This is a genomic window from Mycobacterium gordonae, assembly GCF_017086405.1.
GTDB classification, from domain to species: Bacteria; Actinomycetota; Actinomycetes; order Mycobacteriales; family Mycobacteriaceae; genus Mycobacterium; species Mycobacterium gordonae_D.
On the sequence record NZ_CP070973.1, the window covers coordinates 5905133 to 5926530 of the forward strand.

The window sequence follows — 21398 nt, forward strand, 5'->3', positions numbered from 1 at the left end:
AATGTCACTCCTCCCTGATCGCCGAGGCGATGTTCAAGCGCGAGGAATGCCATGCTGGATACAGTCCCGCAGCGACGGCAGTGATCACCGCCACCGCGAGGGCGCTGCTGAAGTCTCCGAATTGGAATTGCATGTGCAACATCCAACCGAATGACCGCACGTTGATTATTCGTATGAGGATCCAGGCCAGCGCCAGTCCAGCGGGCATCGCCAGCAGGCCAGCCATTCCACCCATCAGGCCAGCTTCAAAAATAATCATTCGCCATAATTGCCGGCGACTCATCCCGATCGCACGAAAGATCCCCAGCTCACGAACTCTTTCCAATGCCAAACTCATCAGAGCGCCCAGTATTCCGACGACCGCGACCGTGGTGGCGACCAGCTTGATGGCCTCGGTAACGCTGAAGCTGCGCTCGAAAGTGGCAAGCGCTGACTCGCGCAGACTGCGGCTGGACTGAATTACGATGTCTTTGCGGCCCGCATACGCCATCTGCAGGTCATGCAGCACTCGGTCGACATCTTTGCCGGGTTGCAGGAAGAGAGCCAAGTTTGTTATTTCTGGGTCGTGCCAGAGGCTACGGTAAGTGGCTTGATCCATAAGCACCACGCCTTGGTCCGAGGTATAATCCGCGTACACCGCTAAGACTGGGAATTGCCTAGGGCCCGACTCAGTCGTCAGGGTTATCGGCTTCGGCGGAACATTCAAACCCTGTCGGGAAACCAAAGGCTCCGACAACATCACTCCCTCGCCGGCTAAGAAACGCTTCCAGAGCACAGCGGGATCGCCGCTGATCCACCTATACGGTCGTTTCCCGTCAGATATGTCGCCGGAAACCGCTGTCAGATCCACCTCCCGCCCCCAATCGGGGGAATAGACGGAAACGTAGCGGCTCATGACTGCCTCCCGAACGCCTGGCCACTTATCCAAAGTGTTGACGGCATCCGGAGGCAGATTGCCTGTTGGGCGAGTTGAGCTCAGCGCCGGGGCGGTCACGTAGATATCCGTCTGTAACGTCAGCCCGAGCCAGTCGGTGAAGGTCTTTCGGAATGAGCTAACCATCAGCGAAACACCTACAGTCACTGAAAGGGCGGTCATCAAAGCGGCGATAGCGACCGAAGTTCGACTCAAGGAGCGCACAATATCGCGCGGGGCAATCCATCCCAATGGACCAAGCCACCGGCCGAGCAGCGGAGCCAGGCGCAACATCATTATTCGGGCAAGCGGCGCCGCAATCAGCGCAAAGGCCATCACCACGGTGCACAAGCCGACCAATCCGAGGGCCAGGTTCTTGCCCGGCCACCACAGCATCACAGCACCGCAGCCGGCCAGCGCAATGCCCCCCACCCACAGCCACCGAATGACGACGCTGACCTCGCCTTCGAGCTCGGATCGACGCAGGCTACTGGCCGGAGCAGTGCGCATAGCCTCGATAGCGGGTGGCAACGCGGCCAAGAGCGCCGCTACGACGCCGACGACCCACCCCTTCAATAAGACCCACGCTGACACAGCGACCTCGCGCACATTTACGACAAAGTAGAGATCGTTGATTGATTGCGTTACGAGGCCAATCAAACTTTCTCCTAGGCCAACGCCTAGCAACAGGCCTAATGCGCTGCCGATAACGGCTGCAGCGAAGGATTCTGTCAAAATCAGGCCAAACAACTGGGCGCGGGTTACGCCCAGACAACGCAAGACCCCGAACAGGCGACGGCGCTGCAAAACGTTGAAGGTTACGGTGTTGTAGATCAAAAAGAGTCCAACCAGCAGAGCGATCAAGCTCATGGCGGTAAGATTGACGGTAAAGCCCGTCATCATCTGCTTCAAGGTATTGTTTTGAGCGGCCGCGGGCTCCAGGCGAACGCCGCTCGGTAAATCTCGCTCGATCTGCGCTGCGGTTGCGCTATCGTGGATGATCAAGTCCACGTGGCTCAGCCTGTCGGGCATCTTGAATAGTTCTTGAGCTGTGGCGATATCAGCGAGGATCAGGTCTTGAAGCCGTTCCGCCGTGATCTTGTCAGCTGGTGCGATTAGTCCCACTAACATCACGGCCTTGGGCGTGCCTTGCACTTGCAAGACAAAGGATTCGCCCAACCTCAAATGGTATTTTTCTGCCATGTCGCGACTCAGCATTACGCCGTTAGGATGAACGAGAAATCGGCTGGCCGACGCAGGATCTTGGTCGCGCCACAATTCGGGGCGAAAAGGCGGCTCAGCAAAGGGGTCGATTCCCATCAGGCGCAGTGGGCGATTTCCCAAGGCGGGAGCCAGCACATACCCCTCGATGACCGGAGCCGCAGAATCAAATCCACGCTTCCGGAGATCGAGATAAACTTGTTGGTCGAGGCTGCCGGCACGGCCTCCCGACAGGCGATGTGTCGCTTTGCCTGTGATCGCCTCCGCCGAGATGTCAAGAGCTCGCTTGGCCGAGCCATTGGTCAGGTCGATCGCCACGATCATCGCGACACCCAAGGCGATACCCAGGATCAACAGGACGTATTGGAAAGGCCGTTGCCTTATCCGGCGCCATGCCGTGCGGCAAAGGGGTAATGAACTGACGGCCATCGTCTTGCTCATGTCAATCAGATAATTGGCCCGACTTGACCGGGTCGTTCGTATCGGGTACCGGTGCGAGGTCGGAGACTAATTTACCGTCATGTAAGTAGAGAACTCGGTCGGTACGATATGCCACCGACAGATTGTGCGTGGCCATGATCAGCGTCTTGCCTGCGCCTCGGGTCAAATCCAGCAGCAGTGCCAGCACGCTGTTTCCTGTTTCTTCGTCGAGGTTACCCGTAGGCTCATCGGCAAGAACCAGAGCAGGATTATGCGCCAACGCGCGACAAATGGCCACCCGTTGCTGTTCGCCGCCCGAGAGTTTGTCGGGAAAAGTGTGTTCACGTCCGCTCATACCAACTCTTTGCAAGAGATCCCGGGCAACTCCTGCGGCTTTCCGTTGCGGCACGCCGGCCAGCTCTTGGGGCAAAGTTATATTCTCGATTGTCGTCAAAATCGGGATCAAGTTAAAGAATTGGAAGACGAAGCCGATCTTATCGCGCCGGAGCCGAGTTCGGTCGCGTTCACGCATGTTGGTAATGTCGCGACCGTCAATTATGACACCACCCGAGGTGGGCCGTTCGATGCCGCTGATGAGGTTGAGCAGTGTGCTTTTGCCGCTGCCACTATGCCCAAGGAGTGCCACGACCTCACCGGTGAAGAAATCGGCCGTCACGTGGTCTAAGACTTGACGGTCGGTTTCGCCTTCGCGGAAGTCGCGGCTCAGGTCCTTCAACTGGACGAACGGATCCTGAGTCACGTTATTCCCATGCTAGCCATTTGGGGCATATTGTATGGCCCACATAGCAAGCCGGAAAGGGTCTTGTTAGACCAATGTCGAATAAGGCGCGATAGCACCGCGAGGGTCCACAACCGTGGCTAGACCCGCGTAATACCTTGTAGCGCAATAGATCCACGCGGTGCAGCTGGGCTGTCAGCAGATGCCGGCGGCAGTGATCGCCGAGCGCGTCGGCTGGACGGGCTCGATCTTGTGGCTCTGCGAGCGGGTGCGGATGATGCGCCCGGAGTAGCTACCAACGGATCCGGTCGATCGACTCGAACATCTGCCAAGCCGATGATCCCTTGTGATTTATGGTTCCCACCGGGCCAGGTCGCTATCGATTCGGCCATGAGGCGATGCTGCCAGTGCTGATGATGGTGGCAGCGTTCTCGCGTTTCATCGCCGCAGTGATGCTGCCCTCGGACCAAACCATCGACCTAGTGCTTGGGATGTGGCAGCTGTATCTCGGGCACCTTCACGGCGGTGCCCCACGAGTTGCGGTGGGACGATGAGGCCGGGATCGGGTGCGCTGACGGTTGACCGACCCCGTCGCCGCCCTTGTTTCTCCCTGGCCGTCGGTTCAACTCACCGCACGACTTCAATACGCAGCTGGCTCAATAGCTTTCAACGCTCACCACCGTCGGGCGGGGGTCCTGGATGGTCGTCCGGTCGATTCCTCGACCGGGACCGGGACCGGATGCTGAGGCTACCCACCGTCGCTCCTGGCCTACGTTTGGACGTCGTCGACACGAGTTTCCTGCGCTCGCGAGCCGTACTGCCCGCGCCGTCGGCAAATCGACGGGCGATGCTGTGCTGGCAAATTGCACCGATTGGGTTAGGTTTTTCCTGGGTTTTATCCCCGGGATCAGCAAATGATCACTGCAGAAAGGACATCCTCATGCTCAAGGGGTTCAAGGAGTTTCTCTCGCGGGGCAACATCGTCGACCTATCCGTCGCGGTCGTCATCGGTACGGCGTTCACGGCATTGGTCACGGCCTTCACCGACAGCATCATCAAGCCGCTGGTGAGTTCGATCGGCGTCAACCAGACGTCGCAGATCAACATTCTGAAGATCCACATCACCGGCGATCAGTACATCGACTTTAACGCCGTGTTGTCGGGGGCGATCAACTTCATCCTGGTCGCGGCGGTGGTGTACTTCCTGGTCGTGCTGCCCTACAGCAAGCTGCGCAAGCAGGGTGAGGTGGAGCAGGCCGATGACGCGCAGGTCGTGCTCCTCAAGGAGATCCGCGATCTGCTGGCCCAGTCCAACGGCAGTTCCTCTGGAAGGCACGGAGGTCCACCCGCAGCGGTGCCGCTGTCGGCTCCGCCGGACTACGGACCCCGCGCCGAGAGCTGAGGCTGACTCAGATCTCCAGGCTCGACAGCTGGCCGATGATGTGCGCGGCCAGCGGGTTGAGTGTGGCCATCCCATCCCGCACGGCGTAGCGCGAGCCGGCCAGGTTAACCACGAGCGTGCTTCCGGAGACCCCGGCCAACCCGCGCGACAAGCCGGCGTCGGTGATGCCCGCAGACAGGCCCGAGGCACGGATGGCCTCGGCGATGCCCAGGATTTCCCGGTCCAGGATGTCACGGGTGGCTTCGGGGGTGACATCGCGCGGTGTCACACCGGTGCCACCGACCGACACGACGAGGTCCACCCCGCCGATCACAGCGGTGTTCAAGGCGTTTCGGATTTCGACCTCGTCCGCCTCGACCGCCACCACGCCGTCGACCACGAACCCGGCTTCGGTGAGCAACTCGGTGACCAGCGGCCCGCTGTGGTCTTCGTCGCCGTGCGCCGTCCGGTCGTCGACCACGACGACAAGTGCCCGCCCGACTACCAGCTCCGCGCCCTGTTCCATGGGTGCCACCGTATATCCGAGGTCGGACAGCTGCCCTTCGACCTTCATCAACTGTCCGCCTTCCCGAGCGTGACCTGCACTGTGCGGCTGCCACCGGCAGGATCCTGATATGTCAACGCCACCTTGTCCCCGGGCGCCTTGGAACGCACCGCGGCGACAAGCGCGTCGGCGCTGTTGATCGGACGGTCGTCGACCTTGGTGACGACGACGCCCTTGGGCACTCCGGCGTTGGCGGCCGCACCGTTGCCCACGACCTCCATCACCTTGGCACCGGGGACGCCCTTGTCGGTGGTCACCTGCACACCCAGGGAAGCGTGCGTCGCCTTACCGGTGCTGATCAGTTCGTCGGCGATGCGCTTGGCCTGATCGACGGGGATCGCGAACCCCAGCCCGATCGAGCCGCTCTGCGCGTCCCCGGAATCGGCGCCCAACGTGGCGATGGCCGAGTTGATACCGACCAGCTGCGAATTCATGTTGACCAGCGCGCCACCGGAGTTACCGGGATTGATCGCGGCGTCGGTCTGAACCGCGTCGAGCACGGTGTTCTGATTGCCGGCCTCGCCGGTCGTCGAGACGGGCCGATTGAGCGCGCTGACGATGCCGGTGGTGACGGTGCCCGCCAATCCCAGCGGAGACCCGATGGCCACCACCGGCTGACCGACCTTAAGGCTCGCCGAGGAGCCCAACGCGATCGGGGTGAGGCCGGAGGCACCCTGCACCCGGACCACAGCGATGTCGCTGGTCGGGTCCGCCCCGACCACGCTGAACGTCGAGGTTCGGCCGTCGTAGAAGGTCACCGTCGTTTTCGGCGGAGGACCTCCGGCGGGCGGCTTGGCGGCCGCCGCGACGACGTGGTTGTTGGTGAGGATCAGCCCGTCGGCCGAAAGGATCACGCCGGAGCCCTCTTCGGACTGCCGACCCAGATCCGTCTCCAGCATGACGACGCTGGGCACCACCTTGGACGCCACCTGCTCGACCGAGCCGGGCGGCATGTTGGCCGCCGGAACACTAGGGGCCCCGCCCGATGCGGCGGTGGTGCCGTGGCCGGCGCCGGACTGGTGACCCAGCTCCACGACGGTCGCGGCCGCACCACCGATGCCGGCGGAGACCACTGCGATGGCCAATCCGCCGAAGATCAATCCGGCCGAGCGCCGACGCCGCGGCGGCGGCGGCGACATCGGCGGCATCATCGGGGGCATCGGACCTGGACCAGTCGGTATCGGGCCGGCGCCGGTGCCGACCGGGATCGGTCGGGCTCCGGTACCGCCGGGGATCGGGCCCGCACCGGTATTGCCGGGGATGGGACCGGACCCGGTGTTTCCGGGTATCGGGCCCCCTCCGGTGCCACTGAGCGGGTCGTAGGAGGACCGGAACTGCTGCTGGGGTTGATACCGCCAGTCGAACTGCTGGTTGTAGTTCTGCTGCCCCTGGGCATAAGCGGGAGGCACCTGCTGATTAGGCGTGGCACTGTAACCCGGCTGCTGCGGCGGTGGCGAATACCTCGGGTGATTCGTCATGTCGCTAAAACGTTCTTCCTCTACCTTGGGGGCTTATTTCAAGCCGACTCGACCATGCGTTGCTTGCACGGCGCTGGTTTTCCACACTATCTGCCAATTACCTTGCGCGCGCGGACTAAGAATCGACTGAGATGACATTCGCGGATCCCCGTGAGTTTGCGTTGTCCTTGGTGGGCCCCGGCTGGTTTAGGCGCATGTCGGTTTCGGTGTCGCGCTCGGCGGCGGCGACGGACGCCGGGTGGGCGGCGGACGGCATGGGGCGCCCCGGTAGCAACACGTAGATCGACGTTCCCGGCGGTTGGCCGCCCGGTTCGGTGTCCTCGACACGCAACGATCCCCCGTGGTTGAGCACAACCTGCTTGACGATCGCCAATCCCAGCCCCGAACCGGGCATCGCCCGCGCTGACGTCGAGCGATAGAAGCGTTCGAAAACCAGGCGCCGTTCCTGCGGCGGGATTCCCGGTCCCCGGTCGGACACCACCAGTTCGGCGTGCGACGGATCCAGCCGGCGCAGCGTGACGCCCACGTGCCCGCCGGGCGGACTCCATTTTGCGGCGTTGTCCATCAGGTTCAATGCCGCGCGCGACAGACCGGCGGGGTCGCCGTACACCTGCCACGGGATCACCTCGACGTCGAAGTGAATGTCGTTGCGGCGCCGCCGAACTCGCTCCAGACTCCGGTCGATGACCTCGGCCATGTCCACCGGTTCGTGCACCGCGTGGCCGGCGTCGCCCCGGGTGAGGTCGACCAGATCGCCGACTAACGTCGACAACTCCTCGATCTGCGCGATGACGTCGGCCTGCAGGTCCACCATCTCCTGTTCCGGTAGCCGCGGGGCTCCGGGTGCCATCGAGGCCATCAACAACTCGACATTGGTGCGCAGTGACGTCAGCGGGGTGCGCAGTTCGTGTCCGGCATCGGTGACCAGCCGTGCCTGCCGTTCCCGCGACTCGGCCAGCGCCCGCAGCATCAGGTTGAAAGCCTCGGTCAGCCTGGCCAGTTCATCGCTGCCGAACACCGGGATAGGACGCAGGTCGTCGGTTCGGGCCACCCGCTCGGCCGCTTCGGTGAGGCGGCCGACCGGACGCAACCCGGCCCGGGTCACCATTCCGCCGGCCACCGCCGCTACTGCGACGCCCACCCCGCCGACCATCAGGAGCACGAAACGCAGTTTGCTCATGACGTGTTCGGTCGGCTTGAGGCTTTTGGAGATGAGCAGCGAGCTGCCGTTGTTCAGGTGGATCGCCAGCACCCGCTGGTCGGAGGCGGTGCGCCGGGACATGAACAGCTCACCGCGGATGACCGCCTTCTCCGGCGAGCCCACCGGCAGCGTCTGCCCCGGTTGGTTGGCGGTGTAGATCGACTTGCCCGGGTTCACCAGCATCGCGTTGACGTCGGAATAGGCGGTGCCCTCGATGGCCTTGCCCGGATCGGCGGCCAGCGAACCGCTGGCGATCAACAGCTGCGCCCGACTCTGCAGCTGGTTGTCGATGTCGCTGTAGAGCGCGGCGGAGATCACCGCGTACACGGCCAGGGACATCAGGACCACGACCATCGCCACCATGGACATCGCCAGCAGCATGACCCGCCATCGCAGCGACAACGAACTGGTGGCCCGCAGCGGTGCGCGGGCGGTCCGGCCAGGGTGGCGGAACCAGTTCATCAGGGGGGTGTTTCGCGTAGCACGTAACCCACCCCGCGCACGGTGTGGATCAGCCGCGGCTCGCCGTCGGCCTCGGTCTTACGGCGCAGATACCCGACGTACACCTCGAGCGCATTACCCGAGGTGGGGAAATCGAATCCCCACACTTCCTCGAGGATGCGGCTGCGCGTCAGCACCCGTCGCGGGTTGGCGATGAGCATCTCCAGCAGGGCGAACTCGGTGCGGGTGAGGCTGATCCGGCGTTGTCCCCGGATGACCTCTCGGGTGACCGGGTCCAGGCTCAGGTCCGAAAACGTCATCGCCACCGACTCGGCGGCGTCCTCGGGCTTGGTGCGGCGCAGCAACGCACGCATGCGAGCCAGCAGCTCTTCGAGGGCGAACGGCTTGGGCAGGTAGTCGTCGGCCCCCGCGTCGAGACCCGCGACCCGCTCGGAGACGGAGTCGCGGGCGGTGAGCACCAGGATGGGCAGATCGTCGCCGGTGCTGCGCAACTGCCGGCACACCTCGAGTCCGTCCAGCCGCGGCATCATCACATCCAGCACCACCGCGTCGGGCCGGTCGCGGGCAATCAGTTCGAGCGCCTCAACCCCGTCGTGGGCCAACTCCACCGAGTAGCCGTTGAAGGAGAGCGACCTGCGCAGCGACTCACGCACGGCACGATCGTCGTCGACGACAAGTATTCGCACGCTGCCTAGTTTCGTACCAGGGCCTGAGAGCGGCCTGAGAGGCGCGCCGAGCGGACGACGATGCGGAGCGTTGAACGCTCCGCTAAGGAGCCGGTCAATCCAGACCGAGCGTCAGCGCTTGTCGAGGTCAACCAGGCCGAGACGGGCGGCCTTGAGCAGGCGGCGCGGCACCTTGTGCTTTTGGCCGGCCACGTTCACGTTGACCAACCCGGTCGCGGTGGCCTTCCACTGCGAACGCCGGCTGCGGGTATTCGAGCGCGACATTCTGCGCTTAGGTACGGCCATGGTCGGGCCTAACTCCTCGGGTGGGGTTGCTGGTCGGGCGTGTCGCGTGCCATGGCCGTGGGGGCCGGACGGCGACAGTTGGCCTCAAGGGTAGTCGGTGAACCGGCCGGTCACCAAAATGCCCCCGGGGCAGGCACGCGCCGAGCCGGTTGACGAACCGCCGCCGACACCCGCTAACCTACCGGTTGGTTGGTTCATTGCGGCCGCCGAATCATCCCAATGGAGGGAGGACGCGCCCATTGTCTTCCGAGGCCCCTTCTGGCGCCGTGCGTATCGCGAACTGCTCCGGTTTCTACGGTGACCGGCTGTCCGCGATGCGCGAGATGCTCACCGGCGGCGAGGTCGACTACGTCACCGGCGACTACCTCGCCGAATTGACCATGCTGATTCTGGGCCGCGACCGGATGAAGAACCCGGAACGCGGCTACGCCAAGACCTTCCTCACCCAGCTTGAACAGTGTTTGGGTCTGGCGCACGAGCGCGGGGTGCGCATCGTCGCCAACGCCGGCGGCCTCAACCCGGCCGGGCTGGCGGACGCGGTCCGCACCCTGGCCGCGCGGCTGGGCATCCCGGCGCGGGTGGCCCATGTGGAAGGCGACGACCTGCAACCGCGCGCAGCCGAGCTTGGCCTGGGCACGCCGCTGACCGCCAACGCGTACCTCGGCGGATGGGGAATCGCGGACTGCCTGAGCGCGGGCGCCGACGTCGTGGTCACCGGCCGGGTGACCGACGCCTCGGTGATCGTCGGGTCGGCGGCCGCGTACTTCGGCTGGCGCCGCACCGACTACGACCAGCTTGCGGGTGCCGTCGTCGCCGGACATGTGATCGAATGCGGCACGCAGGCCACCGGCGGCAACTACTCGTTTTTCACCGAAGTCGCTGACCTGACCTATCCCGGCTTCCCCCTGGCCGAGGTCTATGACGACGGGTCCGCGGTGATCACCAAGCATCCCGGCACCGGCGGCCTGGTCAGCGTCGACACCGTCACCGCGCAGCTGCTCTACGAGATCACCGGCGCCCGCTACGCCAATCCGGATGTGACGGCCCGGATGGACAGCATCGCGCTATCGTCCGACGGCCCCGACCGGGTGCGGATCAGCGGCGTCGTCGGCGAACCGCCGCCACCGACTTTGAAGGTGTCGCTGAACAGCATCGGCGGCTTCCGCAACGCCATGACGTTCGTATTGACCGGTCTGGACATCGAGGCCAAGGCGGAGTTGGTGCGGCGCCAGCTCGAGGCCACGCTGAGGGTCAAGCCCGCTGAGCTGGAATGGACGCTGGCGCGTACCGACCACTCCGACGCCGACACCGAACAGGGCGCCAGCGCGTTGCTGAGCTGCGTGGTCCGGGATCCGGACCCGGACAATGTCGGACGCAAGTTCTCCGCTGCGGCAGTCGAATTGGCGCTCGCCAGTTATCCCGGCTTCACCTCGACCGCCCCGCCGGGCGACGGGCAGGTATACGGCGTCTACACCCCGGGCTACGTGGACGCCCGACTGGTGCCGCACGTCGCGGTGCACGCCGACGGCACCCGCGTCGACATACCTTGTGCGACTGAAACTTTGGCGCTAGATGCAGCGGGCGGTCCGGAGCTGCCGGAGCCGCTGCCGACCCAGCCCACAAGGCGCGCACCGCTAGGACTGATCGCCGGTGCCCGCAGCGGCGACAAAGGCGGCTCGGCCAATGTCGGGGTCTGGGTCCGCACCGACGACCAGTGGCGCTGGCTGGCCAACGCGCTGACCGTTGAACTGCTCAAGGAGTTGCTGCCCGAAGCGGCCGACCTGCCCGTCACGCGGCACGTGCTGCCGAATATCCGGGCGGTGAACTTCGTGATCGAGGACATCCTCGGCCAGGGTGTGGCCTACCAGGCCCGCTTCGATCCGCAGGCAAAGGGGCTGGGCGAATGGTTGCGCAGCCGTCACGTCGACATTCCGGAGAGTCTGTTATGAGCATCTGGACCACACCCGAGCGCGAACAGTTGCGCAAGACGGTGCGCTCGTTCGCCGAACGAGAGGTGCTGCCCAACGTCGACGAGTGGGAACGGACCGGCGATCTGCCGCGCGATCTGCACCTGCGCGCCGGCGAGGCGGGCCTGCTGGGGGCGAACTTTCCCGAGTCCGTCGGCGGTGGCGGCGGCGACGGCGCCGACGCGGTGATCATCTGCGAGGAGATGCACCAATCCGGGGCTCCCGGCGGCGTTTTCGCGTCGCTCTTCACCTGCGGCATCGCCGTGCCGCACATGATCGCCTCGGGCGACCAGCGGCTGATCGACACCTATGTGCGGCCCACGCTGGCCGGCCAGAAGATCGGCTCACTGGCCATCACCGAACCTGGCGGCGGCTCGGACGTCGGGCACCTGCGGACGTCTGCGGTCAAAGACGGTGACCACTACGTGATCAACGGCGCCAAGACCTACATCACTTCCGCGGTGCGCGCCGACTTCGTCGTGACCGCGGTGCGCACCGGCGGCCCCGGTGCCGCGGGGGTGTCACTCATCGTGGTCGACAAGGGCACACCGGGTTTCGAGGTGTCGCGGAAGCTGGACAAGATGGGCTGGCGTTCCTCCGACACCGCCGAGCTTTCCTATACCGACGTGCGGGTGCCGGTGGAGAACCTGGTGGGAGTGGAGAACACCGGGTTCGCGCAGATCGCGCAGGCGTTCGTCTCAGAACGCATCGCCCTTGCCGCCCAGGCATATTCGAGTGCTCAGCGCTGCCTGGACATCACCGCGCAATGGTGCCGGGACCGCGAGACCTTCGGCCGCCCGTTGATCTCGCGGCAGTCGGTGCAGAACACGTTGGCCGAGATGGCGCGCCGCATCGACGTTGCGCGGGTGTACTCACGCCGGGTGGTGGAACGCCAGCTCGAGGGAGAGACCAACCTGATCCCGGAGGTGTGTTTCGCCAAGAACACCGCCGTCGAGGCCGGGGAGTGGGTGGCCAACCAGGGCGTCCAACTGTTCGGCGGCATGGGCTATATGGCCGAATCGGAGATCGAACGCCAGTACCGGGACATGCGCATCCTGGGCATCGGCGGTGGAACCACCGAGATCCTGACCGCACTGGCCGCCAAACTGCTGGGGTACCAGTCATGACGCGTCTGCGGTCCACGCTGGACCCCAACGGCGCGACCTTCGCCGAAGCAGCGGCCGCCACCACGACGAAGCTCGACGAGATCGCCGCCGAATTCGCCAACGCCGTCGAAGGCGGCGGTCCCAAATACGTTGACCGCCACCATGCTCGAGGCAAGCTGACCGCCCGTGAACGCGTCGAGCTACTGGTCGACCCCGACTCCCCGTTCCTCGAACTGAGCCCGCTGGCCGCCTGGGGCAGCGCCTTCAAGGTCGGAGCCAGCACGGTCACCGGGATCGGCGTCGTCGAGGGCGTCGAGTGCATGATCGTCGCCAACGATCCCACGGTCAAAGGCGGCACCAGCAACCCCTGGACGCTGAAGAAGATCCTGCGCGCCAACCAGATCGCCTTCGAGAACCGCCTTCCGGTGATCTCCCTGGTGGAGTCCGGCGGCGCCGATCTCCCGACCCAGAAGGAGATCTTCATCCCGGGCGGACGGATGTTCCGCGACCTGACGCGGCTGTCGGCCGCCGGAATCCCGACCATCGCACTGGTATTCGGCAACTCGACCGCGGGTGGCGCCTACGTGCCCGGCATGTCCGACCACGTGGTGATGATTAAGGAACGCTCCAAGGTTTTTCTGGCCGGCCCGCCGCTGGTGAAGATGGCCACCGGCGAGGAATCCGACGACGAGTCACTGGGCGGCGCCGAAATGCACGCCCGCATCTCGGGTTTGGCCGACTATTTCGCGCATGACGAACTCGACGCGATCCGCATCGGGCGCCGTGTCGTCGCCCGGCTGAACTGGGTCAAGCGCGGCCCGACGCCCAAGCCGGTCACCGAGCCGTTGTTCGACCCCGAAGAACTGATCGGCATCGTGCCCCCCGACCTGCGCATCCCGTTCGACCCGCGCGAGGTGATCGCTCGCATCGTCGACAGCTCCGATTTCGACGAGTTCAAGCCGCTGTACGGGTCGTCGCTGGTGACCGGCTGGGCGCAACTGCACGGCTATCCCATCGGCATCCTGGCCAACGCCCGCGGTGTGCTGTTCAGCGAGGAGTCGCAGAAGGCCACCCAGTTCATCCAGCTGGCCAACCGCTCGGACACGCCATTGTTGTTCTTGCACAACACCACCGGCTACATGGTGGGCAAGGACTACGAAGAGGGTGGCATGATCAAGCACGGCTCGATGATGATCAACGCCGTGTCCAATTCGACGGTGCCGCACATCTCCCTGCTGATCGGCGCCTCCTACGGCGCGGGCCACTACGGCATGTGCGGTCGCGCCTACGACCCCCGGTTCCTGTTCGCCTGGCCCAGCGCCAAGTCCGCCGTCATGGGCGGCGCGCAGCTCTCAGGCGTGTTGTCCATCGTGGCCCGGGCCGCCGCCGAGGCGCGCGGGCAGCAGGTCGACGAGGCAGCTGACGCCGCGATGCGTGCCGCCGTCGAAGGGCAGATCGAGGCCGAGTCGCTGCCGCTGGTGTTATCCGGGATGCTCTACGACGACGGGGTGATCGACCCGCGCGACACCCGCACCGTGTTGGGAATGTGTCTGTCCGCCATAGCCAATGGCCCGATCAAGGGGACGTCGAACTTCGGCGTCTTCCGGATGTGAGCTTCATGGGGATCACCAAAGTACTGGTTGCCAACCGCGGTGAGATCGCCCGGCGGGTGTTCGCCACCTGCCGGCGGCTGGGTCTGGGCACCGTCGCCGTCTATACCGACCCGGACGCGTCGGCCCCGCACGTCGCCGAGGCCGACGCACGGGTGCGGCTGGCGAAGACCAATGACTACCTCAATGCCGAGGCCATCATTGCCGCCGCCCGCGCCGCGGGTGCCGACGCCGTGCACCCGGGCTACGGATTCCTCTCCGAGAACGCCGAATTCGCGGCGGCGGTACAGGAGGCCGGTCTGACCTGGGTGGGTCCCCCCGTCGATTCGGTGCGCGCGATGGGCTCGAAGATCGAGTCCAAGAAACTGATGGCTGCGGCCGGAGTGCCGGTGCTCGAGGAGCTCGATCCGGACACCGTGACGCAGGCACAGCTGCCGGTGCTGGTCAAGGCATCCTCCGGCGGCGGCGGGCGGGGGATGCGGGTGGTGCGGGAATTGTCCGCACTCACGGCCGAAGTCGAAGCCGCACAACGCGAGGCGCAGTCGGCGTTCGGCGACCCGACTGTCTTCTGCGAGCGTTACCTGCCCACCGGGCACCACATCGAGGTGCAGGTGATGGCTGACACCCACGGCACCGTGTGGGCCGTGGGTGAGCGGGAATGCTCCATCCAGCGTCGTCACCAGAAGGTGATCGAAGAGGCCCCGTCGCCATTGGTGGAGCGAACTCCGGGGATGCGCGACAAGCTGTTCCAGGCCGCCCGGCTGGCCGCCGGCGCGATCGGCTACACCGGAGCCGGGACCGTGGAGTTCCTCGCCGACGACAACGGCGAATTCTTCTTCCTGGAGATGAACACCCGGCTGCAGGTCGAGCATCCGGTCACCGAGGAGACCACCGGGCTGGACCTGGTCGAGTTGCAGCTCGAGGTGGCCGACGGCGGTCGGCTGGGCGCTGACCCCCCGGTGGCGCAAGGACATTCGATCGAGGCACGGCTCTACGCCGAGGATCCCGCGCAGGGCTGGCAGCCACAGGCCGGCACGGTGCACCGCATCCAGGTGCCGTCGGTGCGTGCCGAGTTCAGCTCACTGGGGCACCGGACCGGAATCCGGCTGGATTCCGGCATCGTCGACGGCTCGGTGGTGTCGATCTACTACGACCCCATGCTGGCCAAGGTCATCTCCTATGCTCCCACCCGCCGGCAGTCCGCGCTGGTGCTCGCCGACGCGCTGGCCCGCACCCACGTGCACGGCCTACGCACCAACCGCGAACTGCTGGTGCATGTGTTGCGGCACCGGGCTTTTCTCGAAGGGGCCACCGACACCGCGTTTTTCGACACGCACGGTCTGGCCGAGCTGTCAGCGCCACTGGCCGATGCCGCGGCGGCGCGGGTCTCGGCGATCGCGGCCGCGCTGGCCGACGCGGCGCACAACCGCGTCACTGCCGGGGCGCTGGGTTCGCTCCCCTCCGGCTGGCGCAACCTGTCCTCGGGGTACCAGGTCAAGACCTACCGAGACGACTCCGACACCGAGCAACGGATCGAATATCGCTTCACCAGAACCTCTTTGGCGTTGCCGCAGGACCCGTCGGTGCAACTGGTGTCTGTCTCGCCGGAGCAGGTCGTGCTGGCCGAGAGCGGGGTGGCTACCAGCTATGCCGTCGCCCGTTTCGGTGACGACATCTACGTCGACTCCGCACGCGGCCCCGTGCACTTGGTGGCCGTACCACGCTTCCCCGAACCGGGCTCCGCCGTCGAGCAGGGTTCACTGGTTGCACCCATGCCCGGCAACGTCATCCGGATCGGCGCCGAAGTCGGCGCCGCCGTCACCGCCGGCCAGCCGCTCATCTGGCTGGAGGCGATGAAGATGGAGCACACCATCACCGCGCCCACCGACGGGGTGCTCGCGGAGATCAACGTCCAGACCGGCCAGCAGGTCGAAGTAGGCGCAGTCCTCGCGAGGGTGGACGCGTCTGAGCCAGAAGGAGATTCGTGATGACCGATACCAGCTTCATCGAAAGCGAAGACCGCCAGGCGCTGCGCAAGGCGGTGCGCGAATGGGCATCGAACTACGGCGCCGAGTACTACCTGAAGAAGGCCCGCGCCCACGAACACACCACCGAATTGTGGAATGAAGCGGGCAAGCTCGGCTTCCTCGGCGTCAACCTGCCCGAGGAGTACGGCGGCGGCGGCGCCGGCATGTACGAACTCGCGCTGGTCATGGAGGAAATGGCGGCCGCTGGCAGCGCACTGCTGCTGATGGTGGTCTCACCAGCCATCAACGGCACCATCATCAGCAAGTTCGGCACCGAGGAGCAGAAGAAGCGCTGGGTCCCGTCCATCGCCGACGGCAGCCTCACCATGGCGTTCGCCATCACCGAACCGGACGCCGGATCCAACTCGCACAAGATCACCACCACCGCCCGCCGCGACGGCAGCGACTGGATCCTCAACGGCCAGAAGGTCTACATCTCCGGTGTCGACCAGGCCCAGGCGGTGCTCGTGGTCGGTCGCACCGAAGAAGCCAAGACCGGCAAACTGCGGCCGGCGCTGTTCGTGGTGCCCACCGACGCGCCCGGGTTCACCTACACGCCGATCGAGATGGAGCTGATCAGCCCCGAGCGTCAGTTCCAGGTGTTCATCGACGACGTGCGGCTGCCGTCCGACGCACTCGTCGGCGCCGAAGATGCGGCAATCGCACAACTTTTCGCGGGCCTGAACCCCGAACGGATCATGGGTGCGGCCAGCGCGGTCGGCATGGGCCGGTTCGCCCTCGACAAAGCCGTCGACTACGTCAAGACCCGCCAGGTCTGGGGCGCCCCGATCGGCTCGCACCAGGGTCTGGCGCACCCGTTGGCGCAGTGCCACATCGAGGTCGAACTGGCCAAGTTGATGATGCAGAAGGCGGCGACGCTCTACGACGCCGGAGACGACGGTGGGGCGGCCCAGGCGGCCAACATGGCCAAGTACGCGGCCGGCGAGGCATCCACCCGGGCCGTCGACCAGGCCGTCCAGTCGATGGGCGGCAACGGGCTGACCAAGGAGTACGGCGTGGCGGCCATGTTGACCGCGTCGCGGCTGGCGCGGATCGCCCCGATCAGCCGCGAAATGGTGCTGAACTTCGTCGCGCAGACGTCGCTGGGCCTGCCCCGCTCGTACTGATGGACACCCTCGTCGAGTACGCCCGCGAGGGCGTGGCAGCCAAGCTGACCCTGAACTCACCGCACAACCGAAACGCGCTGTCGACGACGCTGGTCACCCAGCTGCACGAAGGCCTGCGCGCGGCCGCGGCGGACCCGGCGGTGCGGGTGGTGGTGCTCGGCCACAGCGGCGGCACCTTCTGCGCCGGTGCCGACCTGTCGGAGGCGGGTGGGGGTGACCCGTTCGAGCTGGCCGTGGCCCGGGCGAAGGAGATGACCGCGCTGTTGCGCGCCATCGTCTCCTCCCCGCGACCGGTGATCGGCGCCATCGACGGCCACGTGCGGGCCGGCGGCTTCGGTCTCGTCGGCGCATGCGACATGGTCGTGGCCGGACCGCGCAGCACGTTTGCCCTGACCGAGGCGCGCATCGGCGTCGCGCCGGCGATCATCTCGCTGACCTTGCTGCCGAAGCTGTCCGCACGCGCCGCGGCACGCTACTACCTCACCGGCGCAACGTTCGGCGCCAGCGAAGCCGCCGAGATCGGTTTGATCACCCTGGCCGCCGACGACGTGGACGCCGCGGTGGCCGGTCTGGTCGCCGACGTCGGGCGCGGATCACCGCAGGGCCTGGCCGCATCCAAGGCGCTCACGACCGCCGCTGTACTGGAAGGCTTCGACCGCGACGCTGAGCGGCTCACCGAGGAGTCCGCGCGGCTGTTCGTGTCCGAAGAGGCCCGCGAAGGCATGCTTGCCTTTCTGCAGAAACGACCGCCGAGCTGGGTCTCCGACCCGGGCACACCGTCCTGACCGGGCCGGGTGGGTGCTGTCAAGGTTGCAGTTCAGACAACACCTTTTGCAGCAAACCGGGAAAGTCGTAAGCTCGCGGGTGACATGACCAACCCAGCCCAGCGTGATGCGAAGGCCGCGCGTGACGAATTGTCGCGCGCAGAGGACACCGATCGCATCCAGATTGCGCAGTTGCTGGCCTACGCGGCCGAGCAGGGCCGCCTCCAACTCAACGAGTACGAAGACCGCCTTACCAAGGCTTACGCCGCCACCACCTACCAGGAGTTGGACCGACTGCGGGCCGACCTGCCCGGCACTGCGGTCAGCCCCCGGCGCGGCGGCAACTGCAACCCGGCCCCTTCCACCCTGCTGTTGGCCATCATGAGCGGCTTCGAGCGCCGCGGGCGGTGGAACATCCCTAAGAAGCTCACCACCTTCACCTTCTGGGGCAGCGGTGTGATCGACCTGCGCTATGCGGACTTCACCTCCACCGAGGTTGAGATTCACGCGTACTCGATCATGAGCGCTCAGACGTTCCTGTTGCCGCCCGAAATCAACGTCGAGATCCACGGCCGCGGGGTGATGGGCAACTTCGACCACGAGGTGGTCGGCGAGGGCACCCGGGGTGCGCCCACGGTGAAGATCAAGGGTTTCTCGCTGTGGGGCGGCGTGGGCATCAAGCGCAAAGCGCGCAAGGCGCGCAAGTAATCACGCGCAAGTAGTCAACAGCGGCCACTGAGGTGAGTGGCGGGCCCAGTCGTCCGGTGCCAGGCTTCGTCGAGAGTTCGCGTCGGAGGAAGGCGGGTGACGGTGGCAGCAGAGTTGCGGGCAATTCCGGATGTGCTGGCTCACGTGGGCACGGAACTGACGAACCATGGCCAGGCACTAGAGGAGGAACAACGGGCGTGCCACCGCGACGCCGACGATGCGCAGCGAGGATGGGTCGGGGCGTCGGCCTCAGCGCTCGCGGAATTGTTGAATCGGTGGGCGCTCGTCGGCGACGGACACCACGCCCGCCTGGCTGGGCATGCTGACGGCATGCGGTACGCCGCGGCCACCTTGCGCGAAATGGAGCAAAGCAACGCTGCCGCGCTCCGATGACGGTGACCCTGGCCGATATCGAGCGCTGGGATCCCGCCGCCATCACCGCGGTCTTCGACGCCGCCATCCGGCGCGCCCACGGAACCCACACTGCCGCAGCGGCGGTCACCGAGTTGATGCGGCTGCTGAGTTTTGGCGGTGACGCCGCGGCGGCGGCGCACGCGGCAACCGGACACACTGCGCTCGTCCTGGACGACCACGCCGACGCCTGTGCCGCCGTCGGTCGTGCGGCCGAACAGGCTGCCGAGGAAGTGGCCGCGATCAAGCGGCGGCTTCAAGCGATGCGGGACACGGCGCGGGAAAACCACTTGGCGATCGACGAAACGCTGGGCTCCGCATTGCCACCGTCGGACCTGGCCGACATTCCGCCCGGCAGGCGGCAGGCCATCGTCGACGCGGCGGTGCTGCTGACCGAGGGCCTGCAACGGCTGTTGGCGGACGCCGAGCGCGCGGACGAAGATCTGGCCGCGGCGATCCGCGGCGCGGACGGCGACCTAGGCAGTGAACAGGTCGACGCGCAACTCGGCCACCGGCCGCCCCGAATGCCGCGATTGCCGGCCTCGGGCACCGATCCTGCCGCCGTCGCCGCCTGGTGGCACGCGCTGACCCCGGGTCAGCAGGATCGGCTCAAGCAATGGTCGCCCAACGGGTTGCGCAACCTCGACGGCGTCCCGGCCGATGTCCGCAGCGAACTCAATGTGCCGGTGCTGCAACGGGAACTCACCCGATTGCAGCAGGGGTGGGTCGACTCCTACGGCTGGCATACCGACCCCGCCAAGCTGGCAGACCTGACGACGCTGCGCGCCACCCTGGCGGAGAATCCCGACACCAGCCTGCTGCTGCTGGACACCGCCAGCATCCCCGGCAAGGTGCTCGCAGCTGTCGGAGTCGGCGACGTCGACAACGCCGAACGCGTCGGGGTCACCGTGGGCGGGCTCACCACCCGGGTGAGCGACAGCACTGCGGACATGGTGCGACAGGCCAGGATTCAACGCGACGAGGCACAACTGCTGCGCCGCAACGCCAAGGTGGCCAACCCCGATGCAGTCGCCTCGATCGCCTGGCTCGGCTACGACGCACCGGACAGCCTGCGCGATGTGGCGCACGACTGGCAAGCACGCGACGGCGCCCGAGCCCTCAACAGCTTCTACCGCGGCCTCGCGGCAGCCGGCAACATCCCCGACCCGCACATCGTCGCCTTCGGGCACTCCTACGGGTCGCTGACGACCAGCCTGGCGTTGCAGCAGGGCGCTCCGGTGAGCGATGTGGTGCTGTACGGTTCGCCCGGCGCCGAACTCACCGACGCCGCGCAGCTTGGCACACCGCCCGGTCACGCCTACTTCATGATCGGTGCGGACGACGTTGTCGCCGAGCTTATTCCGGGATTCAAAGCCTTCGGCGCCCCGCCCCAGGACGTGCCCGGGATGGCCGAGTTGTCCACTGATGAGGGGTACGCGTGGGGTTACCCGTACGGTGACGGGCAATTGCACGAACAGGCCTATGGGCATTCCGAATATGCCCGCGCGGGAAGCAACGGAAATCTACGGATGAGTGGCTACAACCTTGCGGTGGTGCTGGCGGGACTGCCCGCCGACCTGATCACCCCCCGGCCTGACCCATGCCGGCCATGACCCGGCGGGCGGTGGCGTTGCTCGGTATCGCCCTCACATTGGCTGGCTGCCTCAAGCCGACGGCCTGGAATCCGAGCGCCAATCCTGGACGGTCCGAACTGGACCGGCTGCAACGGATCGTCAACGCTCGGCCCGATCTGGAAGCCGTCGAGCGTCAGCTCGGCGAGCTCGACACCGCAATTCGCGCGGTGATCGGCAAACACTCACCCCAGAGCCGGTTCTCGAGCATGGCCGCCACTCACTCCACTAACGGTTGCGATGACCCGTTCACTCGCAGCATCGGCCGTCAGGTCAACAGCGACATGTTTTTCGCCGACCCGCCACCCGCTGCCACCCAGTGGCTGCAGATCGCCACCGAACTCGCTCCGATATTCGCGGCCGCCGGTTTTGCGCCGAACAACTCCGCGCCCGGCAGTCCGCCGCTGCCGATAGGTGCGGCCAACGATTCTCAGATCCGCGACGACGGCGCCAGGGTCAACCTGGTCAGCGGCGGCGGCGGTCCCCTGGACTACTCCTATGACACGGGCTGCCACCTGCCGGGCGCGTGGCGGACCGCACCGCCGCCGCCGGACTCACGGCCCGCGAACGACCCGAGTGTGCACTACCCATACCTGTACGGATCGCCGGGCGGCCGCAGCGTCGACGCTTACTAGTTGGGCGCAAGCACCACGTGCAAGCGCCCTTTTCGTGCTGCTGGCGTTGCTTTCGCGTCTC

Annotated in this window: 18 protein-coding genes; 11 read left to right on the forward strand and 7 right to left on the reverse strand. The window is 65.9% G+C overall.

Annotated elements, in window-relative coordinates; translation table 11 throughout:
• Positions 1-4: 4 nt before the first annotated feature.
• Positions 5-2575 (reverse strand): FtsX-like permease family protein, encoded by a 2571-nt coding sequence (locus JX552_RS25255; protein ID WP_205874535.1) that lies wholly within the window; start codon positions 2573-2575, stop codon positions 5-7.
• A 1-nt stretch (position 2576) separates the two neighbouring features.
• Positions 2577-3314 (reverse strand): ATP-binding cassette domain-containing protein, encoded by a 738-nt coding sequence (locus JX552_RS25260; RefSeq protein ID WP_205874536.1) that lies wholly within the window; start codon positions 3312-3314, stop codon positions 2577-2579.
• A gap of 919 nt (positions 3315-4233) precedes the next feature.
• Here JX552_RS25260 and mscL point away from each other — a divergent pair.
• Entirely contained in the window at positions 4234-4695 is a 462-nt protein-coding gene (mscL, locus tag JX552_RS25265; protein WP_205874537.1) for a large-conductance mechanosensitive channel protein MscL, read from the forward strand.
• A gap of 7 nt (positions 4696-4702) precedes the next feature.
• Here the strand turns inward: mscL and JX552_RS25270 are convergent, their stop codons facing one another.
• From JX552_RS25270 to rpmF, 5 genes are all read right to left on the reverse strand, one after another.
• Positions 4703-5248, reverse strand: a complete 546-nt coding sequence (locus JX552_RS25270) for a MogA/MoaB family molybdenum cofactor biosynthesis protein (protein WP_065045409.1) — start codon at positions 5246-5248, stop codon at positions 4703-4705.
• A complete protein-coding gene (locus tag JX552_RS25275; protein ID WP_205874538.1) occupies positions 5248-6717 on the reverse strand; it encodes a S1C family serine protease in 1470 nt (489 codons plus the stop codon). The genes JX552_RS25270 and JX552_RS25275 overlap by 1 nt, the downstream gene beginning before the upstream one ends.
• A gap of 115 nt (positions 6718-6832) precedes the next feature.
• Complete coding sequence (locus tag JX552_RS25280) at positions 6833-8380, reverse strand: HAMP domain-containing sensor histidine kinase (RefSeq protein WP_205874539.1); 1548 nt, start codon at positions 8378-8380, stop codon at positions 6833-6835.
• On the reverse strand, positions 8380-9066 hold the full coding sequence (mprA, locus tag JX552_RS25285) for a two-component system response regulator MprA (protein WP_205874540.1): 687 nt from the start codon (positions 9064-9066) through the stop codon (positions 8380-8382). Before mprA ends, JX552_RS25280 begins: the two co-directional genes overlap by 1 nt.
• Positions 9067-9177: 111 nt before the next feature.
• Positions 9178-9351 (reverse strand): 50S ribosomal protein L32, encoded by a 174-nt coding sequence (gene rpmF, locus JX552_RS25290; protein ID WP_055576903.1) that lies wholly within the window; start codon positions 9349-9351, stop codon positions 9178-9180.
• 266 nt (positions 9352-9617) lie between these two features.
• Here rpmF and JX552_RS25295 point away from each other — a divergent pair, with 266 nt between their 5' ends.
• From JX552_RS25295 to JX552_RS25340, 10 genes are all read left to right on the forward strand, one after another.
• Positions 9618-11300 carry an acyclic terpene utilization AtuA family protein gene (locus JX552_RS25295; RefSeq protein ID WP_205878681.1) on the forward strand — a complete coding sequence of 561 codons (1683 nt, stop codon included), beginning with the start codon at positions 9618-9620 and terminating at the stop codon, positions 11298-11300.
• Complete coding sequence (locus JX552_RS25300) at positions 11297-12445, forward strand: acyl-CoA dehydrogenase family protein (protein WP_205874541.1); 1149 nt, start codon at positions 11297-11299, stop codon at positions 12443-12445. Before JX552_RS25295 ends, JX552_RS25300 begins: the two co-directional genes overlap by 4 nt.
• The gene (locus JX552_RS25305) at positions 12442-14037 is read left to right on the forward strand and encodes an acyl-CoA carboxylase subunit beta (protein ID WP_205874542.1); all 1596 of its coding nucleotides are present in this window, start codon (positions 12442-12444) and stop codon (positions 14035-14037) included. Before JX552_RS25300 ends, JX552_RS25305 begins: the two co-directional genes overlap by 4 nt.
• Before the next feature lie 5 nt (positions 14038-14042).
• The gene (locus tag JX552_RS25310) at positions 14043-16022 is read left to right on the forward strand and encodes an acetyl/propionyl/methylcrotonyl-CoA carboxylase subunit alpha (protein ID WP_205874543.1); all 1980 of its coding nucleotides are present in this window, start codon (positions 14043-14045) and stop codon (positions 16020-16022) included.
• Positions 16022-17188, forward strand: a complete 1167-nt coding sequence (locus tag JX552_RS25315; protein WP_205874544.1) for an acyl-CoA dehydrogenase family protein — start codon at positions 16022-16024, stop codon at positions 17186-17188. Before JX552_RS25310 ends, JX552_RS25315 begins: the two co-directional genes overlap by 1 nt.
• Entirely contained in the window at positions 17188-17973 is a 786-nt protein-coding gene (locus JX552_RS25320; RefSeq protein ID WP_205874545.1) for an enoyl-CoA hydratase family protein, read from the forward strand. Before JX552_RS25315 ends, JX552_RS25320 begins: the two co-directional genes overlap by 1 nt.
• A gap of 84 nt (positions 17974-18057) precedes the next feature.
• Positions 18058-18660, forward strand: a complete 603-nt coding sequence (locus JX552_RS25325) for a DUF1707 SHOCT-like domain-containing protein (protein WP_205874546.1) — start codon at positions 18058-18060, stop codon at positions 18658-18660.
• Between the two features lie 96 nt (positions 18661-18756).
• Positions 18757-19053, forward strand: coding sequence for a WXG100 family type VII secretion target (locus JX552_RS25330; RefSeq protein WP_205874547.1), 297 nt, complete (start codon positions 18757-18759; stop codon positions 19051-19053).
• A complete protein-coding gene (locus tag JX552_RS25335; RefSeq protein ID WP_205874548.1) occupies positions 19050-20684 on the forward strand; it encodes an alpha/beta hydrolase in 1635 nt (544 codons plus the stop codon). Before JX552_RS25330 ends, JX552_RS25335 begins: the two co-directional genes overlap by 4 nt.
• Positions 20681-21337: an LppA family lipoprotein gene (locus JX552_RS25340; protein ID WP_241010724.1), complete on the forward strand. Its 657-nt coding sequence runs from the start codon at positions 20681-20683 to the stop codon at positions 21335-21337. The genes JX552_RS25335 and JX552_RS25340 overlap by 4 nt, the downstream gene beginning before the upstream one ends.
• Positions 21338-21398 lie beyond the last annotated feature (61 nt).

Bases quoted from the DNA above. Each gene is read 5' to 3' on its own strand.
- JX552_RS25255 (WP_205874535.1), bottom strand. From the start codon at position 2,575: ATGAGCAAGACGATGGCCGTCAGTTCATTACCCCTTTGCCGCACGGCA.
- mscL (WP_205874537.1), top strand. From the start codon at position 4,234: ATGCTCAAGGGGTTCAAGGAGTTTCTCTCGCGGGGCAACATCGTCGAC.
- JX552_RS25270 (WP_065045409.1), bottom strand. From the start codon at position 5,248: ATGAAGGTCGAAGGGCAGCTGTCCGACCTCGGATATACGGTGGCACCC.
- JX552_RS25275 (WP_205874538.1), bottom strand. From the start codon at position 6,717: ATGACGAATCACCCGAGGTATTCGCCACCGCCGCAGCAGCCGGGTTAC.
- JX552_RS25280 (WP_205874539.1), bottom strand. From the start codon at position 8,380: ATGAACTGGTTCCGCCACCCTGGCCGGACCGCCCGCGCACCGCTGCGG.
- rpmF (WP_055576903.1), bottom strand. From the start codon at position 9,351: ATGGCCGTACCTAAGCGCAGAATGTCGCGCTCGAATACCCGCAGCCGG.
- JX552_RS25300 (WP_205874541.1), top strand. From the start codon at position 11,297: ATGAGCATCTGGACCACACCCGAGCGCGAACAGTTGCGCAAGACGGTG.
- JX552_RS25305 (WP_205874542.1), top strand. From the start codon at position 12,442: ATGACGCGTCTGCGGTCCACGCTGGACCCCAACGGCGCGACCTTCGCC.
- JX552_RS25310 (WP_205874543.1), top strand. From the start codon at position 14,043: ATGGGGATCACCAAAGTACTGGTTGCCAACCGCGGTGAGATCGCCCGG.
- JX552_RS25315 (WP_205874544.1), top strand. From the start codon at position 16,022: ATGACCGATACCAGCTTCATCGAAAGCGAAGACCGCCAGGCGCTGCGC.
- JX552_RS25320 (WP_205874545.1), top strand. From the start codon at position 17,188: ATGGACACCCTCGTCGAGTACGCCCGCGAGGGCGTGGCAGCCAAGCTG.
- JX552_RS25325 (WP_205874546.1), top strand. From the start codon at position 18,058: ATGACCAACCCAGCCCAGCGTGATGCGAAGGCCGCGCGTGACGAATTG.
- JX552_RS25335 (WP_205874548.1), top strand. From the start codon at position 19,050: ATGACGGTGACCCTGGCCGATATCGAGCGCTGGGATCCCGCCGCCATC.
- JX552_RS25340 (WP_241010724.1), top strand. From the start codon at position 20,681: ATGACCCGGCGGGCGGTGGCGTTGCTCGGTATCGCCCTCACATTGGCT.